This window comes from Microbacterium sp. SS28 (genome assembly GCF_022761035.1).
GTDB lineage: Bacteria > Actinomycetota > Actinomycetes > Actinomycetales > Microbacteriaceae > Microbacterium.
On the sequence record NZ_JAKWJP010000002.1, the window covers coordinates 749,501 to 768,100 of the forward strand.

Sequence of the window (18,600 nt, forward strand, 5' to 3'; positions counted from 1 at the left end):
GCATCCACTCGTGAGAAGCCGCTCGGCGGTCGCTTCGTCAGCGGCGCCGCGAGCTACATCGACGATCGGACGAGTCTCTCGGGCTTCGTCAAGGAGCTCGGCCGCAAGGTCTTCCCCGACCACTGGTCGTTCATGCTCGGCGAGATCGCGCTGTGGAGCTTCGTCGTCGTGCTCCTCTCGGGCACGTTCCTGACGTTCTTCTTCCAGGCGTCGATGGTGCCCACGCACTACACCGGCGCCTACCTCCCGATGCGGGGCGTCGAGATGTCGGCGGCGCTGGACTCGACCCTGCGGATCTCCTTCGACATCCGCGGCGGCCTGCTTGTCCGTCAGATCCACCACTGGGCAGCCCTCGTGTTCGTCGCGGGCATCGGCGTGCACATGCTCCGCGTCTTCTTCACGGGCGCGTTCCGCAAGCCGCGCGAGCTCAACTGGGTCATCGGCTTCATCCTCTTCATCCTCGCGATGGCCGAGGGCTTCACGGGCTACTCGCTGCCCGACGACCTGCTCTCGGGCAACGGCCTCCGCATCATCGACGGCATGGTCAAGGGCATCCCGATCATCGGCACGTGGACCTCGTTCCTGCTGTTCGGCGGCGAGTTCCCCGGTGATCAGATCGTGGGGCGCCTCTACACGCTGCACATCCTGCTGCTGCCGGCGATCCTGGTCGGGCTGCTCGTCGTGCACCTCATGCTCATGGTCATCAACAAGCACACGCAGTTCGCCGGGCCTGCCCGCACGAACAGCAACGTCGTGGGCTACCCGATGATGCCGATCTACATGTCGAAGATGGGCGGGTTCTTCTTCCTGACCTTCGGTGTGATCGTCCTGATCGCGTCGCTGTTCACGATCAACCCGATCTGGGCTTACGGACCCTACGACCCCTCCCCCGTGTCGGCCGGAACGCAGCCCGACTGGTACATCGGCTTCGCCGACGGCATGCTGCGTCTCATTCCGCCGGGCTGGGAGATCGTCTTCCTCGACCGCACGTGGTCGTTCAACATCCTCGTGCCGCTCGGATTCATCGGCGTGTTCATCGTGCTCGTGCTGATCTACCCCTTCATCGAGGCGTGGGTCACCGGCGACAAGCGCGAACGTCACATCGCCGAGCGTCCGCGCAACGCCGCGACGCGCACCGCGATCGGTGCAGCCGGTGTGACGATGTACGCCGTGATGTGGGCGGCCGCTTCGTCCGACATCATCGCAACGCACTTCAAGCTGACGATGGAAGGCGTGATCCACGCCCTTCAGGCTCTGCTGTTCATCGGGCCGATCATCGCGTACTTCGTCGCGAAGCGCATGTGCATCGCGCTGCAGAAGAAGGATCGCGAGATCCTCCTCCACGGCTTCGAGTCGGGCCGCATCGTCCGCCTCCCCGGCGGCGAGTACATCGAGGTGCACCAGCCCATCGACGACTACGAGCGCTGGAAGCTGGTCGAATTCGATTCGTTCGAGCCGCTCATCGTGCGCCCGAACTCGCGTGGACAGATCCCCTGGCACCAGAACCTCCGCGCGGCGGTGTCGCGCTGGTTCTTCGAGGACCGGCTCACCCCGCTGACGCAGTCGGCTCTCGACGAGGCTGCCGCGCACCAGCACCACGAGCTCGAGCACATCGCCGAGGAGGAGGACGCCGAGATCCAGGGCGCGCACGAGCGCGCCGGTGTTCCGGATGCCCCCCACATCCCGATCGACGACGGTCGCCACGGCGAGGTTCCGGTCCGGCCCTCGAACGTGATCGTCCCCGAGGTCGACGGCAAGCCGCCGCGCAACCGCGAGAAGGAACCCGGCCAGTAAGCAGCACCTCTGGTCGAGACCAGCCCCCGCACGGCCCTCTCAGGGCTCGTGCGGGGGCTTCTTCGTGGGCGCGGCACCCTCGTCGACCGACGGCGCGACGGATCGGCAGGAATGCGCTCACGAGTGTCGGTCGCAGAGGACGGATGTCGCACCGCCGCCGTCTAGCGTGGAGGGCATGACCGATGTGCTCGACTACTTCAGCGCCAAGCTCCGCCACGAGACCGACGCGTCCGACGTCTACGCTGCGCAGAAGGCCGGCGACGACTTCGTCCTCGTCGACGTCCGCGGCGAGGAGGCGTGGACCCAGGGGCGCATCGTGGGCGCTCTGCACATGCCCTACCGCGACATCGCGGAGCGCGCTCCGCGCGAGCTCGACCCCTCGGTGCCCGTCGTCGTGTACTGCTGGAGCCCCGGCTGCAACGCGGGCGCGAAGGGCGCGCTCGAGTTCGCGAAGCTCGGCTACTCCGTGCGAGAGATGATCGGCGGCTACGAGTACTGGGTGCGCGAGGGCCAGCCGACCGAGAACGACGAAGGCCCGCTCCCCCGCGAGTTTGACCCGCAGGTCATGGTCGTGCGCACGCAATCGGCACTCGCCGGTTCCTGAGCAGCGCCGCCGAAGGCCCCCTCCCCCGCGTCTTCGACGCGCAGGTCATGGTCGTGCGCACGCAATCGGCACTCGCCGGTTCCTGAGCAGCGTCGCCGAAGGCGCCCTCCCCCGCGTCTTCGACGCGCAGGTCATGGTCGTCCGCACGCCCGTCGCAGGCTAGGCCGAAGCCCGCTCCCACACGGAGTCGCCCTCGGCATCGGCGTCCGCAGACCCCGCGAACGATCCCTCGGCGAGGGCGTCGCTCGCGGCGACGACGTCGCACACGATCGCCGTGACGTCGTCTCGTGAGTTCGCAGCCTGCGCGAGGGTGACGATGCGCTCCGCTGCCGTCGTGGGATCAGCGGCTGTGAGGGCCGCTTGCAGCTCGTGGTCGCCCACGTAGTCGCTCACGCCGTCCGTGCACAGCAGCCAGCGGTCGCCGATGCGCGCCTCGCGCTCGGTGAACGCCACGACGTCCTGATCCGCGCCTCTGAGCGACGCCGTGATGACGTTGCGCTGGGGATGGGATGCCGCATCCCCCGGCCGTACGACACCGCTCTCGACGAGCAGCTGCACGAACGAGTCGTCCCGTGTCTCACGCGAGAGCGCGCCGTCGCGCATGAGGTACGCGCGCGAGTCTCCCGCGTGCGCGACGAGGAGCCCGCCCGACGGAGACGCGAACAGCCCGGTGAAGGTCGTCGCCATGCCGTCGCACGAGGGATCGCGCAGGATGCGCGCACGGAGGGCGGAGTTCGCCTGGCCCAGCAGCAGGGCCGCGTCTTCGAGCTCGAGGGGGCCCTGCGCGCCGTCCACGCCCTCTGCGACGCGCCGTACGAGCACGGATGACGCGATGTCGCCGGCCGGTCCTCCGCCGACGCCGTCCGCGACGCCGGCACCCCAGGGCGCGACGAAGGCCGCGTCCTGGTCGACGTCGTGCAGCGGGCTCGCACGCGACACAGCCCCGGCCCGGAGGCCGAGGCTGACGCGGAGACCGCGCTCAGCGCGCGAAATAGCCCCGGTAGTACTCGTAGACCCAGCCGACGATCGCGACGACGAACACCGCGACGCCGATCGGGAACAGCCAGGTGCCGACGGCGAGGCCGAGAATGGCGAGCGACGCCGAGAAGGCCAGCACGATGGGCCACCACGACCAGGGGCTGAACTCGCCCAGCTCGGGGTCGCCGTCGTCGATGTCGGCCGTCAGGGTGTCTTCCGGCAGCTCACCGCGCTGCGCCTTGTGCACGCGGCCGATGTAGAAGGCGATGAGCGCCGCCATGATGGCGGTGAACAGCAGCGCGACGCTGCCGACCCACTCGATCGCACGCACGATCTCGAGATTCGGGTGAGCGAGGATGCTCCACGTCGTGTAAGTGATCGCGACGACGAGGAAGAAGGCCGACAGCAGCCACCAGAGTCCGGTATTGGTGCGCACGTTACTTCACCTCTCCTTCGGCGAGGTCGACGACCGGGGCCTGGGGTGCGTCCTTCGCAGGACCCACTCCGACGGGTACGCCGGCTTCGGGGTGATTGAGGTCGAACGCCGGACGCTCGCTGCGGATGCGCGGGATCGACGTGAAGTTGTGGCGGGGCGGCGGGCAGGAGGTCGCCCACTCGAGCGACGAGCCGTAGCCCCACGGGTCGTTCACCGTGACGCGCGGAGCCTTGCGGGCCGTGATCCACACGTTGAACAGGAAGGGGATCATCGAGGCGCCGAGGATGATGGCGCCGATCGTCGAGACCTGGTTCTGCCACGTCCAGCCGTCCGCCTCGGAGTAGTCCGCATAGCGGCGCACCATGCCGTCGACGCCCAGCCAGTGCTGGATGAGGAAGGTCATGTGGAAGCCGATGAACAGCATCCAGAAGTGCACGTAGCCGAGGCGCTCGTTGAGCATGCGACCGGTCCACTTGGGCCACCAGAAGTAGAAGCCCGAGAACATCGCGAACACGACGGTGCCGAAGACGACGTAGTGGAAGTGGGCGACGATGAAGTACGAGTCCGACAGGTGGAAGTCGAGCGGCGGCGAGGCCAGGATGACGCCCGTGAGACCACCGAAGACGAACGACACGAGGAAGCCGAGTGCGAACACCATGGGCGTCTCGAACGTCACGGACCCTCGCCACATCGTGCCGATCCAGTTGAAGATCTTCACACCCGTGGGCACCGCGATGAGCATCGTCATGAGGGCGAAGAACGGCAGCAGGACGGCGCCCGTGACGTACATGTGGTGCGCCCAGACGGCGACCGACAGGGCCGCGATCGCGATCGTCGCGTAGACGAGGGTCTTGTACCCGAAGATCGGCTTGCGGCTGAAGACCGGGATGACCTCGGAGATGATGCCGAAGAACGGCAGCGCGATGATGTACACCTCGGGGTGGCCGAAGAACCAGAACAGGTGCTGCCAGAGCAGCACGCCGCCGTTGGCGGGGTCGTAGATGTGGGCGCCGAGAACGCGGTCCGCGGCGGCCGCGAGGATCGCCGCGGCGAGCACGGGGAAGGCCATCAGGATCAGGATGCTCGTGACGAGCGTGTTCCACGAGAAGATCGGCATGCGCCACATGGTCATGCCGGGCGCGCGCATCGTGATGATCGTCGTGATGAAGTTGACGGCGCCGAGGATCGTGCCGAAACCGCTCATGCCGAGGCCGAGCATCCAGAGGTTGCCGCCGACGCCGGGCGAGAAGCTCGCGTTGGCGAGCGGCTGGTACGCGAACCACCCGAAGGCGGCCGCACCCTGCGGCGTGAGGAAGCCCGCGACGGCGATCGTGGATCCGAAGAGGAAGAGCCAGAACGCGAACGCGTTCAGACGCGGGAACGCGACATCCGGCGCACCGATCTGCAGCGGCAGGATCGCGTTCGCGAAGCCCGCGAACAGCGGCGTCGCGAACATGAGCAGCATGATCGTGCCGTGCATCGTGAAGAGCTGGTTGTACTGCTCTTTCGTCGGCACGATCTGCATACCCGGCTCGAACAGCTCCGCCCGGATGATGAGGGCCATCACGCCGCCGAGGAGGAAGAACAGCACCGACGCGATGAGGTACATGTACCCGATCGTCTTGTGGTCGGTGGAGGTGATCCACTTGACGATGATGTTGCCCTTCTGCTCGACGCGCGAAGCGCTGAGCAGTGCCGCTTGGCGCGGCGGCATCGTGGTGGGACGGCTCTGCGTCTCCTGAAGAGGAAGCGTCGTTGCCATGATCAGTCGTTCCGTTCCTCGTCGGTGGTGGTCTCACCGGTGCCGGGCAGGTTGGTCAGACGGTCGTAGGCATCCGTGATGTCGCCCGTCTGGTCCCGGTCGCGCAGTGAGGCGAGGTAGTCCTCGTACTCGCCCTCGCTCACGACCTTCACGTTGAAGAGCATCGCCGAGTGGTACTCGCCGCACAGCTCGGCGCACTTGCCGGCGTACGTGCCCTCGCGCGTCGGCGTGAACGACCAGAAGTTGTCGCGGCCGATGTACATGTCCTTCTTGTAGAGGAAGTCGATGATCCAGAAGGAGTGGATGACATCGCGCGACTGCAGCTCGATCTTGACCGTCTTGTCGACGGGCAGGTAGAGCGTCGGCAGCTTCGACTGGTCCACGTCGCCGTTGGCGGCAGGCTCGGCCTGCACGCCCATCGACCAGACGGCGTCGGAGCCGTCCTCGGCGTCGCCGTTGTACTGGAAGTCCCAGGCCCACTGCTTGCCGATTGCGACGATCGAGACATCCGGGTCCTCGGTCTGCGTCTCGAGGATCGCCTGGTCGCGCGCCGTGAAGGCGAAGAAGCCGACCACGAGGATGAGCGGCACGATCGTGTAGAAGATCTCGATCGGCATGTTGTAGCGCAGCTGCACGGGAAGGCCCGACTGGCCCTTGCGGCGGCGGTACGCGATCGCCGCCCAGCCCATGAGGCCCCACGTGATGATGCCGACGACGAGCAGGACGATCCACGAGTTGACCCAGAGACCGGCGACCATCTCGGTGTGGTTGGTCGCAGGCTTCGCGTTGGGGTCCTCGAAGCCGGGGAGATAGCCGTGGAGCTCTGTCGAGGTGCATCCGGCCAGGACGACTGCCGCTGCGATCCCCAGGGGAACGAGGGCCCAGCGGAGACGACGTTTCGAGGGCACGATGCACCTTTCGGGTCGCGGATAAGACTCTCGTCAGTCTAGGGCAACCTCCCACCGGATTCAGGCCAACCGCCCAGCCGTCACGCCCGTGGCGCGGGTTCGGAGGGGTGCTCCGGGGAACGCCGAAACGCCCCCTTCCGCGTCGCGGCGGGGGCGTTTCGATGCGGGATGCGACCTAGTGGAAGCTGTCGCCGCAGGCGCAGCTGCCGGCGGCGTTGGGGTTGTCGATCGTGAACCCCTGCTCCGAGATCGTGTCCTTGAAGTCGATCGTCGCACCGTCGAGGTACGGCACGCTCATGTCGTCGATGATGACCTCGACGCCGTCGAAGTCGACGGTCTTGTCACCGTCGAGGTAGCGCTCGTCGAAGTACAGCTGGTAGATCAGGCCGCTGCATCCGCCCGGCTGCACGGCGACGCGCAGGCGCAGGTCGTCGCGACCCTCCTGGCCGAGCAGGTTCTTCACCTTGGCGGCGGCCTCGTCGGTGAGCAGCACGCCGTGGGCGCGCGCGGTCTGGTCGGTAGACAGTGCGGTGTCGGTCATGGCTCTCCTCGCGGTTCGCAACCCGCCCCGGGCGGAGCGGATGCCTCGATTCTACGATGCCGGACAGGGAGTCGGCTCGGAAGCGCCTCGGGGGTTACAGCGTGCGCGCGTCGAGCTTCTCGAGCAGGAGCGCCTCGGCGACGAGGGCGTTGCGGAACGTCTCGAGATGCAGCGACTCGTTGGGGCTGTGCGCCCGCGCGTGCGGGTCCTCGACGCCGGTCACCAGAATCTGCGCGCCCGGGAACTCACGGACGAGGTCGGCGATGAAGGGGATCGACCCTCCGACCCCCATGTCGACGGGGTCCACGCCGTAGGCGTCGCCGAGCGCATCACGGGCATCCGTCACGGCCCAGCCGCTCGTGTCGACGAGGAACGGGTTGCCGAACTCGTGACCCGAGAACTCGAGCTGCGCGCCGAACGGGGCGCGGGCGCGCAGGTGCGCCTCGATCGCGGCGTAGGCGTCCTTCGCATCCTGACCGGGCGCGACGCGGGCGCTCACGACCACCGTGACCTCGGGCGAGAGCGTGTTCGAGGCGTTCACGACGCTCGGCGCGTCGATGCCCGTCACCGTGATCGACGGCTTGTTCCAGATGCGGCTCAGGATCGTGCCGCGTCCGATGGGGCTGACGCCCTCGGGCAGACCCGCCTCGTCGCGCAGGGTCTCCTCGCCGTACTCGGGGGTCGCGGCATCCCGTTCCGTCAGCCCTTCGACGGCGACCGCGCCGTCCTTGTCCCACAGGGTCGCCAGAAGCATGACGGTCGCCATCATGGCGTCGGGCACGGCGCCGCCGAACATGCCCGAGTGCGACGCGTGGTCGAGGGTGCGCACGCTCAGCCGGAATTTCGCGTTGCCGCGCAGCGAGACGGTGAGCGCCGGCGTCCGGGCGTCCCAGTTGCCTGAGTCCGCGACGACGATGACGTCGGCGCGCAGCGCGTCGGCGTGGTCCGAGAGGAACTGCGCGAACGACAGCGAGCCGGCCTCCTCTTCGCCCTCGATGAACAGTGCGACACCGAGGTCGAGATCGTCGCCGACGACCTCCTTGAGGGCGCGGAGAGCGCCGATGTGGGCCATGATGCCCGCCTTGTCGTCAGCGGCGCCGCGTCCGTAGAGCCGGCCGCCGCGGACCGTCGGCTCGAACGGCGGTGACTCCCACAGGCTTTCGTCGCCGACGGGCTGGACGTCGTGGTGCGCGTACAGCAGGATCGTCGGCCGCCCGTTGCGCGCGGGGCGCGATGCGAGGACCGCGGGCTTGCCCCGCTCCCCCGTCCCCGGGATCTCGGCGTCGGCGATCTGCACCGTCTCGAACAGCCCCGTGCCCTCGATGAGTGCCTTGACGGCCTCGGCGCTGCGACGCACGGGCGCAGGGTCGAAGCCGGGGAATGCGATCGAGGGGATGCGCACGAGGGTGCCGAGGTCGGCGAGTGCTGACGGGATGCCGGCGGTCGCGGCATCCCGCACCGCCTCCGACCGGGTCTGCTCAGAGGTCATGCGGGTAATCTTAAGTGCAGTCCCCTTCTCCGCACCCGTGAGGTTCTCCGTGGCCAAGACTCCCGACGCCCCTTCGAGCGATGCTCCGTCCGAGGGAACCGTCCTCAACGGCACTCCCGTGAACAAGGGACGGGCGACTCCGACCCGCGCAGAGCAGGAGGCGGCGCGCAAGCGTCCGCTCGTGCCCGACACGAAAGAGGCCAAGGCGCGCGCCAAGGCCGACCTCGCGACGCAGCGCGACAAGGCCCGCGCCGGCATGGCCGCGGGCGACGACCGCTACCTCACGGCACGCGACAAGGGTCCGCAGCGCCGCTGGGTGCGCGACTGGGTGGACTCGGGCTGGCACCTCGGGGAGGCCGTCATGCCCGCCATGGTGCTCGTCATCGTCCTGACGTTCATTCCCGTCCCGGCCATCACGTACTACTCGTTCATGGGCCTGTGGGCGTTCATCTTCCTCGTCATCGGCGACATGGTGTGGACCTCGATCCGCGTCAAGCGGCTCGCGAAGGCCAAGTGGGGCGACAAGACGGAGAAGGGCCTCGGCTGGTACGCCTCGATGCGCTCCATCCAGATGCGCTTCCTGCGCCTGCCCAAGCCGCAGGTCGCACGAGGCAAGCGCCCCGCCTGACCCGCCCGCATCCGCGTCTCGGCGGGTGAGAGCCCGGCGGCTCAGCGCGCGAGACCCCGGTTGATCTGGCGCGCCCACAGCGGCCCGCGGTAGAGGAACGCCGTGTAGCCCTGCACGAGCGTGGCGCCGGCATCCCGTCGCTCCTGCACGTCGGCGGCAGTCTCGACACCGCCCGCGCTGATGACGCAGAACCCTTCCGGCACGACGGCGCGCACGAGACGCAGGACCTCGAGTGCGCGCGCCTTGAGGGGTGCGCCCGACAGGCCGCCGTCCCCCGCCGCCGTGACGACCGCAGGATCGGTCGAGAGGTGCTCGCGCGAGATCGTCGTGTTGGTCGCGATGATGCCGGCGAGGTGCGTCTCGACCGCGAGTCGCGCGATCGCCTCGATCTCGTCGTCGGGAAGGTCGGGGGCGATCTTCACGATCAGCGGCGTGAGGCCCGCCGTCGCGCGGACGGCCTCGAGCAGCGGGCGCAGCGTCTCGACGGCCTGCAGCCCGCGCAGTCCCGGAGTGTTGGGCGAGGAGACGTTGACGACGAGATAGTCGGCGAGCGGCGCCAGGAGGCGCGCGCTCGTGACGTAGTCGGCCGTCGCCTCGGAGACGTCGACGACGCGGCTCTTGCCGATGTTGACGCCGATGACGGCGCGACGACGCCTGCGGCGGACGCGGCGCAGGCGCGCGGCGGCGGCCTCGGCCCCGTGGTTGTTGAAGCCCATCCGATTGACGACGGCGCGGTCCGGGATGAGCCGGAAGAGGCGCGGACGCGGGTTGCCGTCCTGCGGGATCGCGGTCACGGTTCCCACCTCGACGTGGCCGAAGCCCAGGGCGTACAGACCCGCCGCGCCCCTGACGTCCTTGTCGAACCCTGCTGCGACGCCGAACGGCGAATCGAAGTCACGTCCCAGCGCACGCGTGCGCAGCTCGGGGGCGGGCTTGGTTGCGGCGCGCGCCGCCCACGAGAAGGGCGGGACTCCGAGGACGCGGATCACGGCCATCGCGGCGTGGTGGGCGGTCTCGGGATCCATGCGCGAGAGCACGGTGCGGAAGAGGAAGGGATACATCCCCTCCAGGCTACCGAAGCCCCGGGACCCGTCCGGATCCGAGGCGCCTCAGGATTCGGTCGAGGTGCTCGCGGCGACGTGGTCGGCGCGCAGCTGCTCGATCGCCGACTCGAAGTCCTCGAGCGAGTCGAACGCCTGGTACACGCTCGCGAACCGCAGGTAGGCGACTTCGTCGAGCGCCCGCAGCGGGCCGAGGATCGCGAGCCCGATCTCGTTCGTGTCGACCTGAGCGGCGCCGGTCTGGCGCACCGCCTCCTCGACGGTCTGCGCGAGCACCGCGAGATCGCCCTCCGTGACGGGGCGCCCCTGGCACGCCTTGCGCACACCCGTCATGACCTTCTCGCGGCTGAAGGGCTCGATGACCCCCGACCGCTTGATGACGTTGAGGCTCGCCGTCTCCATCGTCGAGAACCGGCCACCGCACTCGGGGCACTGACGACGGCGACGGATGCTGAGACCGTCGTCGCTCGTCCGCGAGTCGATGACTCGCGAATCGGGGTGGCGGCAGAACGGACAGTGCATGGCACCGACAGACTACGCGACGTCAGACGTCGCGCGGCTGAACGCCCTCTCCCGCCGGGAAGCGGGCCTCGACGGCCTCGCCGTGCGCGGGGAGCCGCTCGGCGTCGGCCAGCGCGACGATCGCGGCGCTCACGGTGCGCAGCGCCTCACGGTCGTACTCGATGACCTGCTGGGGGCGCAGGAAGGTCGCCGAAGACAGCCCCGACGCATAGCGCGCCTGGCCGCCCGTCGGCAGGACGTGGTTGCTGCCCGCGAGGTAGTCGCCGAGACTCACGGGCGAGTACGAGCCGACGAAGACGGCGCCCGCGTGGACGAACTCCTCGGGCCGTGGGTCGGCGAGGTGCAGCTCGAGGTGCTCCGGCGCATACGCGTTGCTGAAGGCCGTCGCGACAGCGAGGTCGTCGACGAGGACGATCGCCGACTGCGGGCCGCGGAGCGACGCGGCGACGCGCTCGGCGTGGAGGGTCTGCGCGGCGCGACCCGCGGCGTGCGCCGCGACGGCCACGGCGAGGGGCGCCGAGTCCGTCACGAGAACGGCCGCCGCCTGCTCGTCGTGCTCGGCCTGGCTCACGAGGTCGGCGGCGACGAGGGCCGGGTCGGCGGTCTCGTCGGCGACGATGAGGATCTCGGTCGCGCCCGCCTCGGCGTCGGTGCCCACGAGCCCTGCGACGGCCCGCTTCGCCGCCGCGACGAAGTTGTTCCCGGGCCCCGTGACGACATCGACCGGCTCGAGTCCGATCGACGGCACGCCGTGGGCGAAGGCGCCGATCGCGCCCGCGCCGCCCATCGCATAGACCTCTTCGACGCCGAGCAGGGCCGCGGCGGCGAGGATGACGGGGTGCACGCGACCGTCGAAGGCGCTCTGCGGCGGTGAGGCGAGCGCGACCTCGCCGACGCCCGCGACCTGCGCCGGCACGACGTTCATGACGACGCTCGACGGATAGACGGCCTTGCCGCCGGGCACGTACACGCCCACGCGGCGAACCGGCTGCCACCGCTGTGCGACGCGCGCTCCGGGGCCGAGCTCCGTGACGGTCGGTGCGGGGATCTGCGCCGCCGAGGCCAGCCGCACCCGTTCGATCGCCTGCTCGAGCGCGGCGCGTACGCCGGGGTCGAGGTCGGCGAGTGCGTCGGCGAGGTGCTGAGCGGGGACGCGGATGTCGTGGCCTGCCACGCCGTCGAACCGCTCGGCCTGCGCGCGGAGCGCCGACTCGCCGTCCGCGGCGACATCGTGGACGATGGCGGCCGCGGCGGTCAGGGCCTCTTCGCGTGCCGCCGTCGCGCGCGGAACCGTCGCGAGCAGTTCGGCGGGAGAGAGCGTGCGGCCGCGGAGATCGATGGTGCGGAGCATCCCTTCACGATATCGTGCCCCGCGACCCCGACCCGCCGCGTGCTAGCCGCGCGTGACGTCGTCGATGTCGTGGAGGTAGCCGATGCGGCCGTCTTCGTGGCGCACGACGAAGACCTCGCCGCGGTCCTCGATGACGAGCGCCCAGGCGTCCGGGCCGATGCGGAACAGCGGCGCACCCTGCTCGTCCACGACGTCGCGGCCCTCGGGCGCGAGGGCCCAGAACGCCTGCTGGCGCACCGGTGCGGGCTCGGGGTCGGGCTCGGGCACGGGCTCGACGGCGGGCGTCTCGTACACGGCGGTCTGCGGGGCCCACGACTGCTCGCCCGCCGGCTCGCCGGCGTAGGGCGACTCGTAGCCGGCCGTGCCGTAGTCGGCGGCGCCGTAGGGCGCTGCGTCGTACGGAGTCTGGCCGTAGGGGGCCTCGTACGACGTGGACGGCTCGGTGGGGGCTGCCTCCGGCTCGGCGACGGGGCGCGGCTCGGGCGCGGGGCGCGGCGTGATGGCGCGCAGCGGGCGCGCATTGCGGTGCGCCGCCGCCTCGGGGCGGTGGCGGAAGTCGTCACCGATCCCCGGGATGAAGGGCGCGAAGACCGTCAGGACGACACCCGCGAGCATGAGGACGAACTCCAGCCACATGACCCAGGAGCGCACCCACGGGCCGCCGTCGGCGACGAAGGCGACGGTCTCCCAGATGTACGAGAGCCACACGACGGTCGAGACCGAGAAGGCGACGGAGGCGAACTGGTCGATCCCGAGCGATCCCACGCGGCGGATCCCCGTCGGGGAGAGCCGGCGCAGGACCAGGAGGAACACGGCGGCCGTGGGCACGCCGATCGTGAGGATCCACGCCAGCCCGGAGGTCCACAGCGAGTCGAAGCGCAGGAGGCTCAGCGAGAAGAACGACGCGACGAAGGCAAGCACCCATACGCCGAAGATCGCGACCTCGCGGATCGAGAAGGGACCGACGCCGTACTGCGGCGGGATCGCGTCGGCGCTGTCGCCGGAAGCGTCGTGCCCCCCTTGAGGCTCACCCGAGGTCGCAACCTCGGCGAGGGGTGCATTTTCGTCCAGCAGCTCGTCGGCCACGTCCATCCCTTTCCGCGCCATGCCCCGGCGCAACGTCCCCCGATACTACCCGCGACCCGTGAGACCGGGATGAGGAACCGCCCGCGTCTGCCCGACCCGATCAGCCGAGGCACTGCGGGCCGAGGAGGCCCTTGAGCTCGCCGTAGAGGTCCGCAGTGATCGCGACATGATGAGGGATCTCGAAGACCTTCGCGACCGAACCCGAATGCAGCTTGAGCGTGACCTCGGTGTCGCCGCGATGGCGCTCGAGCGTCTGCAGCAGCTCGCCGATGACGCTCTCGTTCGCACGCCGCTCGGGCACCACGAGAACGAGCGTCCCGGACTCCTCGAGCGGGCCCAGGTCGGGGACGAACGCCGACTGCGCGTGGAGATTCAGCCCGTCGTCGCGTCGCGAGACGCGACCGCGGACGACGAGGATCGAGTCGGCCTGCAGCATCGACGCGAACTCGGTGTAGGTCTTGCCCATGAACATGACGGTGACCTCGCCGTCGAAATCCTCGACGGTGATCATGCCGTAGGGGTTTCCGCTCGCCTTCGCGACGCGGTGCTGGACGCTCGTCACGAGCCCCGCGACCGTCACCTGATCGCCGTCCCCGACGTCCTCCGAGGCGAGCAGGTCGTGGATGCTCGTCGAAGCGTGCTTCGCGAGCGGGATCTCGAGGCCCGCGAGGGGATGGTCGGAGACGTAGAGGCCCAGCATCTCGCGCTCGAATGCGAGCTTGTCCTTCTTCGTCCACTCCGGCCGCTCGGGGACCTTGGCCGGCATGATCTCCTCGGCCTCGTCGTAGAGGCTGTCGAAGTCGAAGCCGATCGCGCCCGTCGCAGCCTTGCGCTTGGTCTCGACAGCCGCCTCGGTCGCGTCCTCGTGGATCTCCATGAGGGCGCGCCTGGTCGAGCCGAGCGAATCGAACGCGCCTGCCTTGATGAGCGACTCGACGGTGCGCTTGTTCGCGACGTGCAGCGGCACCTTCGTGAGGAAGTCGTGGAAGCTCACGAAGCTGTCGTCCTGGCGCGCCGCGACGATCCCGTCGACGACGTTGGCCCCGACGTTGCGCACGGCGCCGAGCCCGAAGCGGATGTCTTCGCCGACGGCCGCGAAGTACCGGATCGAGTGTCCGACGTCCGGCGGGAGCACCTTGATGCCCATGCGGCGGCACTCGTTGAGGTAGACCGCCATCTTGTCCTTCGAGTCGCCGACGCTCGTCAGGAGCGCCGCCATGTACTCGGCGGGATAGTGGGCCTTGAGGTACGCGGTCCAGTAGGAGACGAGCCCGTACGCCGCGGAGTGCGCCTTGTTGAAGGCGTAGTCCGAGAACGGCAGCAGGATCTCCCACAGCTTCTCGACCGCGGCATCCGTGTAGCCGTTCGCGTGCATGCCGGCCTGGAAGCCCTCGAACTGCTTGTCGAGCTCGGACTTCTTCTTCTTGCCCATCGCGCGGCGGAGGATGTCGGCCTGACCGAGGCTGAAGCCGGCGACGCGCTGCGCGATCGCCATGACCTGCTCCTGATAGATGATCAGGCCGTAGCTCGTGTCGAGGATCTCGGCGAGCGACTCGCGGAACTCCTCGTGGATCGGCGTGATCTCCTGCTGGCCGTTCTTGCGCAGCGCGTAGTTGATGTGCGAGTTCGCGCCCATGGGGCCCGGGCGGTACAGCGCGATGACGGCCGAGATGTCTTCGAAGTTGTCGGGCCGCATGAGCCGCAGGAGCGAGCGCATCGGACCGCCGTCGAGCTGGAACACGCCGAGCGTGTCGCCGCGCGAGAGCAGCTCGTACGCGGCCGCGTCGTCGAGCTCGAGGTCCTCGAGCACGAGCGGCACGCCGCGGTTGGCTGCGATGTTGTCGAGCGCGTCGTTGATGATCGTGAGGTTGCGCAGCCCCAGGAAGTCCATCTTGATGAGGCCGAGCGACTCGCACGACGGGTAGTCGAACTGCGTGACGATCTGGCCATCCTGCTCGCGGCGCATGATCGGGATGATGTCGATGAGCGGCTCGCTCGACATGATGACGCCGGCGGCGTGCACGCCCCACTGGCGCTTCATGTTCTCGAGCCCCACCGCCGTGTCGAAGACGGTCTTGGCCTCGGCATCCGTCTCGATGAGCGCGCGGAATTCGGAGGCCTCCTTGTAGCGAGGATGCTGCGAGTCGAACATGCCCTCGAGCGGCATGTCCTTGCCCATGACGGCGGGAGGCATCGCCTTTGTGAGCTTCTCCCCCATGCTGAAGGGGAATCCGAGGACGCGTCCGGCGTCCTTCAACGCCTGCTTCGCCTTGATCGTGCCGTACGTCACGATCTGCGCGACGCGCTCGTCGCCGTACTTCTCGGTGACGTACTGGATCACCTCCCCGCGGCGACGGTCGTCGAAGTCGACGTCGAAGTCGGGCATCGAGACGCGGTCGGGGTTGAGGAAGCGCTCGAAGATGAGGCCGTGCTGCAGGGGATCGAGATCCGTGATCTGCATCGCGTATGCCGCCATCGAGCCCGCGCCCGATCCGCGGCCGGGGCCCACGCGGATGCCGTTGCGCTTGGCCCAGTTGATGAAGTCGGCGACGACGAGGAAGTAGCCGGGGAAGCCCATCTGGACGATGACGCCCGTCTCGTACTCCGCCTGCGTGCGCACGGCGTCGGGGATGCCGCCCGGGTACCGGACGTGCAGGCCGTTCTCGACCTCCTTGACGAACCAGGACTCCTCGGTCTCGCCGTCGGGCACGGGGAAGCGCGGCATGTAGTTCGCGCTCGTGTCGAACGCGACGTCGCAGCGCTCCGCGATGAGCAGGGTGTTGTCGCACGCCTCGGGGTGGTCGCGGAAGATCTGCCGCATCTCCGCGGGCGTCTTGACGTAGTAGCCGTCGCCGTCGAACTTGAACCGCTTGGGGTCGTCGAGCGTCGACCCGGACTGCACGCAGAGCAGCGCCGCGTGGCTGCTCGCGTCGTGCTGATGCGTGTAGTGCAGGTCGTTCGTCGCGACGAGCGGGATGCTGAGGTCTTTCGAGATCTGAAGGAGGTCGCTCATGATCCGCCGCTCGATCGAGAGGCCGTGGTCCATGATCTCGGCGAAGTAGTTCTCTTTGCCGAAGATGTCCTGGAACTCGGCCGCCGCTGCGCGGGCCGCGTCGTACTGGCCGAGCCGCAGGCGCGTCTGGACCTCGCCCGACGGGCACCCCGTCGTCGCGATGAGCCCCTTGCTGTACTTCTGCAGCAGCTCGCGGTCCATGCGCGGCTTGAAGTAGTAGCCCTCCATGCTCGCGAGCGACGAGAGGCGGAAGAGGTTGTGCATGCCGCCCGTCGTCTGCGACAGCAGCGTCATGTGCGTGTACGCGCCCGAGCCCGACACGTCGTCGTCGTTCTGCTCGGGCGTGCCCCAGCGCACGCGCGCCTTGTCGGCGCGATGCGTTCCCGGCGTGACGTACGCCTCGATGCCGATGATCGGCTTGATGCCGGCTTCCTTCGCCGTCTTGTAGAACTCGAAGGCCGCGAAGGTGTTGCCGTGGTCGGTGACGGCGATCGCCGGCATCTCGAGCCGCAGCGCCTCCTGCACCATGGGCCCGATGCGGGCCGCCCCGTCGAGCATCGAGTACTCGCTGTGCACGTGCAGGTGAACGAAGGAGTCGGATGCCACCACCCGAGTCTACGAAGGCCGCCGACATCCCGGCGCCGTGCACGCGGAGATGATCAGGAGTCGTCGCGGCGCAGCAGCGCGTCGCGCACTTCGCGGCGCATGACCTTGCCGATGAGCGATCGCGGCAGCTCGTCGAATTCCACGACGGCGCGCGGCACCTTGTAGGCGGCCAGGTGGGCGCGGCTCCCCTCGCGGATGCGCTTCGCGTCGAACGTCGCGCCCTCGCGCATCACGACCGCCGCCGTCACCGTCTCGCCGCCGTCCCGGCGCGGCACGCCCACGACCGCCGCGTCCTGCACGTCGGGGTCCAGCAGCAGCGCGCCCTCGACCTCGCTCGGGCTGACGTTGAACCCGCCGCTGATGATGAGCTCCTTGACGCGGTCGACGACCGTCACGAATCCGTCGGCGGTCACCGTCACGATGTCGCCCGTCCGCAGCCAGCCGCCCTCGAGGAGCGTCCGCGCCGTCTCGTCGGGCTGGTTCCAGTACCCCTGGAACACCTGGGGTCCGCGCACGAGCAGCTCCCCCGCCTCGCCGAGCGCGAGATCGGTCTGCGGATCATCCGGGTCGACGACGCGGATCTCGGTGCTGGGGAACGGCACGCCGACCGTCCCGGTGCGCCGCAGGGGCCCCATCGGGTTGCCGACGCTGATCGGCGAGGACTCCGTCATGCCGTAGCCCTCGACGAGGATGCCGCCCGTCGCCTTCTCCCAGCGCTCGACTGTCGCGGCCGGAAGTGCCATCGCGCCCGAGATCGCGTTCCGGAGGCTCGTCAGCGCGACGCCCTCGCGGGCAGTCGCCCGGGCGAGCGCGTCGTAGATCGGGGGCACGGCGGGCAGGAAGGTCGGCGGCGTGCGGCGGATCGCGGTGAGCGTCATGCCGACGTCGAAGGTCGGGAACAGCACGATGAGCGCCCCGACGGAGATCGCCGTCGTCATGCACAGCGTCAGGCCGTAGGCGTGGAAGAGCGGCAGCACGGCGTAGAAGACCTCGTCGCCGGGGCGCAGGTCCGGCACCCACGCGGCGGACTGCGCGGCGTTCGAGCGCAGGTTGCGGTGCGTCAGGATCGCCCCCTTGGGCGCCCCCGTCGTGCCGCTCGTGAACTGCAGCACCGCGATGTCGTCGAGTCCCGGTGCGGGCACGCGCCGCCCGAGCCTGCCCGCGTCGGCGACGCGCGACCACGGCACGATGCCTTTGGCGCGCGGCTTGGCGGTGATGGCGGCGCGCGACTCGCGCGCTCTGCGCACGGGAAGGCGCAGCATGAGGCGCGTGCGCCACGGCATCGCATCAGGGAGCGTCACGGCGACGATGTGCGCGGGACGGATGTCGGAGGGGAAGTCCGCGACGGTGTCGGCGACGGCATCCCATACGATCGCGACAGTCGCGTGGTGCACCTCGAACTGGTGGCGCAGCTCGCGCGCCGTGTAGCGGGGATTGTGCTCGACGACGATCGCGCCGAGCCGTTGCGCCGCGTAGAACGCCACGACGTGCTGCGGGCAGTTGGGGAGGATGATCGCGACGCGATCGCCCGCGCGCACGCCGAGTCTGCGGAGACCGGATGCCGCGCGCTCCACCTGCTCGCCGAGCTGGGCGTAGGTCGTCCGGGCACCGAAGAACTCGAGCGCGGGTCGCTTCGGGTAGCGCACGACCGCGTCGTCGAGCATGTCGACGAGCGTCTGCGTGACGGGTTCGATCTCGCCGGGGACGCCGTCGGCATAGGAGGCGAGCCAGGGACGGTCGGCGAGGGGGTCCATGCGCCCAGCGTAGGTGGGTTTTTCACGGGCGACACGACCCTGCACGAGCGGGGCACGCGGCAGAATG

Annotated in this window: 15 protein-coding genes; 3 read left to right on the forward strand and 12 right to left on the reverse strand. The window is 69.3% G+C overall.

What is annotated here, in order from left to right; translation table 11 throughout:
- Nucleotides 1-57 precede the first annotated feature (57 nt).
- Together MJ607_RS08880 and MJ607_RS08885 are read left to right on the forward strand one after the other, a co-directional pair.
- A complete protein-coding gene (locus MJ607_RS08880) occupies nt 58-1,794 on the forward strand; it encodes a ubiquinol-cytochrome c reductase cytochrome b subunit (RefSeq protein ID WP_243075290.1) in 1,737 nt (578 codons plus the stop codon).
- A 175-nt stretch (nt 1,795-1,969) separates the two neighbouring features.
- The gene (locus MJ607_RS08885) at nt 1,970-2,398 is read left to right on the forward strand and encodes a rhodanese-like domain-containing protein (protein WP_243075201.1); all 429 of its coding nucleotides are present in this window, start codon (nt 1,970-1,972) and stop codon (nt 2,396-2,398) included.
- Nucleotides 2,399-2,557: 159 nt separating this feature from the next.
- Here the strand turns inward: MJ607_RS08885 and MJ607_RS08890 are convergent, their stop codons facing one another.
- From MJ607_RS08890 to MJ607_RS08915, 6 genes are all read right to left on the reverse strand, one after another.
- The gene (locus tag MJ607_RS08890) at nt 2,558-3,337 is read right to left on the reverse strand and encodes a PP2C family serine/threonine-protein phosphatase (RefSeq protein WP_243075202.1); all 780 of its coding nucleotides are present in this window, start codon (nt 3,335-3,337) and stop codon (nt 2,558-2,560) included.
- Between the two features lie 40 nt (nt 3,338-3,377).
- The gene (locus MJ607_RS08895) at nt 3,378-3,812 is read right to left on the reverse strand and encodes a cytochrome c oxidase subunit 4 (RefSeq protein ID WP_243075203.1); all 435 of its coding nucleotides are present in this window, start codon (nt 3,810-3,812) and stop codon (nt 3,378-3,380) included.
- 1 nt (nt 3,813) lies between these two features.
- Nucleotides 3,814-5,574: a cytochrome c oxidase subunit I gene (gene ctaD / locus MJ607_RS08900; protein ID WP_243075204.1), complete on the reverse strand. Its 1,761-nt coding sequence runs from the start codon at nt 5,572-5,574 to the stop codon at nt 3,814-3,816.
- 2 nt (nt 5,575-5,576) lie between these two features.
- Nucleotides 5,577-6,482 (reverse strand): cytochrome c oxidase subunit II, encoded by a 906-nt coding sequence (gene coxB, locus MJ607_RS08905; protein ID WP_243075205.1) that lies wholly within the window; start codon nt 6,480-6,482, stop codon nt 5,577-5,579.
- 175 nt (nt 6,483-6,657) lie between these two features.
- A complete protein-coding gene (locus tag MJ607_RS08910; RefSeq protein WP_243075206.1) occupies nt 6,658-7,023 on the reverse strand; it encodes an iron-sulfur cluster assembly accessory protein in 366 nt (121 codons plus the stop codon).
- A gap of 94 nt (nt 7,024-7,117) precedes the next feature.
- Entirely contained in the window at nt 7,118-8,512 is a 1,395-nt protein-coding gene (locus MJ607_RS08915; RefSeq protein WP_243075207.1) for a dipeptidase, read from the reverse strand.
- Nucleotides 8,513-8,561: 49 nt separating this feature from the next.
- Here MJ607_RS08915 and MJ607_RS08920 point away from each other — a divergent pair, with 49 nt between their 5' ends.
- Nucleotides 8,562-9,140: a DUF3043 domain-containing protein gene (locus MJ607_RS08920; protein ID WP_243075208.1), complete on the forward strand. Its 579-nt coding sequence runs from the start codon at nt 8,562-8,564 to the stop codon at nt 9,138-9,140.
- 41 nt (nt 9,141-9,181) lie between these two features.
- On the opposite strand, the gene MJ607_RS08925 is transcribed toward MJ607_RS08920, so the two are convergent.
- From MJ607_RS08925 to MJ607_RS08950, 6 genes are all read right to left on the reverse strand, one after another.
- Entirely contained in the window at nt 9,182-10,201 is a 1,020-nt protein-coding gene (locus MJ607_RS08925) for a quinone-dependent dihydroorotate dehydrogenase (protein ID WP_243075209.1), read from the reverse strand.
- Between the two features lie 48 nt (nt 10,202-10,249).
- A complete protein-coding gene (gene nrdR / locus MJ607_RS08930) occupies nt 10,250-10,723 on the reverse strand; it encodes a transcriptional regulator NrdR (RefSeq protein WP_243075210.1) in 474 nt (157 codons plus the stop codon).
- A 22-nt stretch (nt 10,724-10,745) separates the two neighbouring features.
- Nucleotides 10,746-12,074, reverse strand: coding sequence for a histidinol dehydrogenase (gene hisD, locus MJ607_RS08935; RefSeq protein ID WP_243075211.1), 1,329 nt, complete (start codon nt 12,072-12,074; stop codon nt 10,746-10,748).
- 42 nt (nt 12,075-12,116) lie between these two features.
- Nucleotides 12,117-13,166 (reverse strand): hypothetical protein, encoded by a 1,050-nt coding sequence (locus tag MJ607_RS08940; protein WP_243075212.1) that lies wholly within the window; start codon nt 13,164-13,166, stop codon nt 12,117-12,119.
- 94 nt (nt 13,167-13,260) lie between these two features.
- Nucleotides 13,261-16,731: a DNA polymerase III subunit alpha gene (dnaE, locus tag MJ607_RS08945; RefSeq protein WP_243075291.1), complete on the reverse strand. Its 3,471-nt coding sequence runs from the start codon at nt 16,729-16,731 to the stop codon at nt 13,261-13,263.
- A gap of 101 nt (nt 16,732-16,832) precedes the next feature.
- Nucleotides 16,833-18,533, reverse strand: a complete 1,701-nt coding sequence (locus MJ607_RS08950; protein WP_243075213.1) for a long-chain-fatty-acid--CoA ligase — start codon at nt 18,531-18,533, stop codon at nt 16,833-16,835.
- Nucleotides 18,534-18,600 lie beyond the last annotated feature (67 nt).